Annotated in this window: 2 protein-coding genes; both read left to right on the top strand. The window is 48.3% G+C overall.

From position 1 onward, the window contains the following. Positions 1–980 precede the first annotated feature (980 nt). The gene (locus QZY09_RS15670) at positions 981–1,757 is read left to right on the top strand and encodes an SDR family oxidoreductase (protein WP_295673881.1); all 777 of its coding nucleotides are present in this window, start codon (positions 981–983) and stop codon (positions 1,755–1,757) included. A gap of 75 nt (positions 1,758–1,832) precedes the next feature. Continuing rightward, a complete protein-coding gene (locus tag QZY09_RS15665; protein WP_295673879.1) occupies positions 1,833–2,438 on the top strand; it encodes a Crp/Fnr family transcriptional regulator in 606 nt (201 codons plus the stop codon). Positions 2,439–2,478: the final 40 nt, after the last annotated feature.

Raw genomic sequence — 2,478 nt, 5'->3', positions numbered from 1 at the left:
TTAAAACGGAACTCCCGGCTGGATGACTCAAATACACCCGCCGATAAAATTAATCGGCTATCATTTTATGCCCCGTAGGCGGCTACCGCTTTGTAGAATGAATTACCCCCCCCCCCATTTTTGCCCCATAGGTGGCAACCCACCCGCCAGTTTCCGCCAAACAGCGCGGCTATCCAATTTGCTAAGGGTAGCCACTAACGTGGCAATATTTATCGTTATTGTTTTTCTACAAAGGGGTTACCCCGATGGGGTATTTGATATAGGATAATAATAAGCTTGTGTAAATACAGCGCTTGTGCAGGCGGCGAATGTTAAAACGGAACTCCCGGCTGGATGACTCAAATACACCCGCCGATAAAATTAATCGGCTATCATTTTATGCCCCGTAGGCGGCTACCGCTTTGTAGAATGAATTACACCCCCCACCATTTTTGCCCCGATGTCCGTAGTTTCCAAACTACGGACGATTATGCCTGGAGACTATGTCTCCACTACCGGATTTACCGATGCCGAACAGATGCGGGAATAACCCAGCTACCCCCGTCAGTTCATTGTCTTTCCCTCTTCCCGCGCAGCGCTATAGCGCCCTTTCAGGGCTGACAGGCTGCGCACATACCCGCCGGACTTCACCCGGCGTTGACGTATAATGCCCTTTCAGGGCTCATGTAAAACAAATTAAGTCCTGAAAGGGCGTAATATACCAACGATGGGTGCAGCCCATCGTAAAGCGACAGGATTAATCCAGTTTCCCCCGCCGATCCATTGTCTTTCACTTGAACTCACCATTTTTGAGCGTCCCGCTCAAACCAAAGAACTATTTCCGTTGATGCAAAAACACCTCTATAAAAGGCCTCAAATCATTTTTAAACCAATCCGGATTTTACCTTAAGCCCGTGATCGTTATCAAATCACGGCCAGGTGCCATTTCCCGGCATATATTTTGCTAAACTTGTGCAGGCCGTTGTAATGGCCCTGCTACCATGGAAAACTATGCTTTAATAACCGGCGCCAGTAAAGGCATCGGAAAATCTATCGCCCAATTGCTGGCGCAAAAAGGGTACAACTTATTGTTGGTTGCCCGATCCGAAACGGAATTGAAGCAGCTGGCGGCATCTGTTCAACAGGAGTATAAAGTGGAGGCGCAATACTTCGCCATCGATCTCTCTGTCAACGGTTCGGCCAAAGCGGTTGCTGATTGGGCCGCGGGCCTGGCGATACCTTTGTCCATATTGGTAAATAACGCGGGTTACGGCCTTTGGGGGCACTTTGATCAGTTGGGCCTGCCCGAGCAAATGAATATGCTCAACTTGAATATCAATGCAGTGGTGGAGCTAACCCACTATTTGTTGCCGGCTTTAAAAACGCAAAAGCAATCGTACATACTTAACGTTGCCAGTACGGCCGCTTACCAGGCTGTGCCCACGCTGGCCCTTTATTCGGCAAGCAAGGCATTTATTTTGTCGTATAGCCGTGCCATACGGTACGAGTTGAAAGATACGCCGGTTTCGGTAAGCTGCCTTTGCCCCGGGCCAACTGATACCGGCTTTATAGCGCGCGCCGGCATGGATGCCATCGCCCAAATCGCCGAAAAATTTAACATGCCCCCGCAAAAAGTGGCCGGAATAGGTTTAAAAGGTATGTTTAATAAAAAGGCCGAGATCATCACCGGTTTTTTAAACAAAGTGATGGCATTTGGCTCCAGGCATTTCAGCAAGGCCCTCGTGGAAAAGGTATCGGGAGGCTTGTACAAGGTTTAATTTCAGTTGCAGCCAATTGTGGTAAGTGCCGTCCGCTTTTTGTACTTTTACCTGCCGTATAAAATCAAACGATAAATGAACCCGCTCCCTTTTACCGATCCCAAACTTTTAGATGAAATAAAACGGTTTACCCGTACAAAAACCATCAAAGCTGGTGAAACCCTGATATCTCCCGGTGATAAGGTTGTTTTTGTGCCGATAGTTTTGAAAGGGGTTTTGCGCATCATCAGGCAGGGGGGAGGCGATAAGGAAATATTTCTGTATCACCTTTACCCCGGGCAAACCTGCGCCATGGCTATCAACTGCTGCCAGGCCGATAAGATCAGCGCGGTGAAGGCGATAGCCGAAGATGATACCGAAGTATTGCAGGTGCCCGTAAATTTGATTGACGATTGGTTTAAATACCCGGAATGGAAAATGTTTGTGAATAGCACCTACGGCCAGCGCTTTACGGAGCTGATTGAGGTGGTTGACCTGATCGCCTTCAGTAATATGGATAAACAGGTTTTGCATTACCTGCAGCAAAGGGGCAGGGCCGCAGGCACCAAAAAGATCAGCATTACCCACCAGCAAATAGCCGACGAACTGCATACCCACCGCGAAGCCATCAGCAGGCTGTTGCGTACCATGGAAGAAAAAGACCTGGTGCGGTTGGGAAGAAATACCATTGAGCTTTTGTAACAGTACACTTGGTTAATAAGTGACCAAAAAGTGCAACTAT

This window comes from uncultured Mucilaginibacter sp. (genome assembly GCF_903913935.1).
Classification (GTDB): domain Bacteria; phylum Bacteroidota; class Bacteroidia; order Sphingobacteriales; family Sphingobacteriaceae; genus Mucilaginibacter.
This window is presented reverse-complemented; position numbering and strand designations above follow the sequence as displayed.

Coding starts and splice junctions, on each gene's coding strand:
- QZY09_RS15670 (WP_295673881.1), top strand. CDS start 981: ATGGAAAACTATGCTTTAATAACCGGCGCCAGTAAAGGCATCGGAAAA.
- QZY09_RS15665 (WP_295673879.1), top strand. CDS start 1,833: ATGAACCCGCTCCCTTTTACCGATCCCAAACTTTTAGATGAAATAAAA.